1 protein-coding gene is annotated in these 459 nt (G+C 53.6%); it reads right to left on the reverse strand.

Annotated elements, in window-relative coordinates; all coding sequences use genetic code 11:
* Positions 1 to 116: 116 nt before the first annotated feature.
* On the reverse strand, positions 117 to 459 hold a 343-nt coding region (locus tag AC1RO3_RS08620; protein ID WP_481764021.1), incomplete at its 5' end, for a hypothetical protein.

Here is a 459-nt window from a genome sequence, read left to right on the forward strand (position 1 = left end):
CCCTTCATCAGGGCAGTGTTGGATGGCTGCGACCAGCGCGGCCACTGCATCTCGGTAGGCCCCTGCCTCCAACACCAGTGAAAGCGCCACTGGCAGCTTTTCCAGCTCATCTTTCGTCATTTCACACGCTCCACGAACTCAATATCGGTGATCTTGAATCGCGCGAAGTTGAAGAGGGAGCTGCGCGTGTCATCCTTGATCCACACTTGAACTGTGTGTTCCGTCACGTCACAAAGTTCAACCTGCTCCAGCCAGCTCGTGCCCGGAAACTTCACGAACCATTGCTGTCTCTTTTCGAGAATATTTTTCTTGGGTTCCGGAGGTGGCGGCAGGCCGTGTCGTGGATCGAGCGGGTGAGGGCGGTTGGTTCCGTATTCGATTGTCAATTCTTTTCTCCTTCGTCTAGAATTCGGTCGATTGTCGCAATGTAGACCAATGCGCACCAATCTTGAAACTGCT

It is taken from the genome of Dellaglioa sp. CoH-57-MRSF-19, from assembly GCF_056781975.1.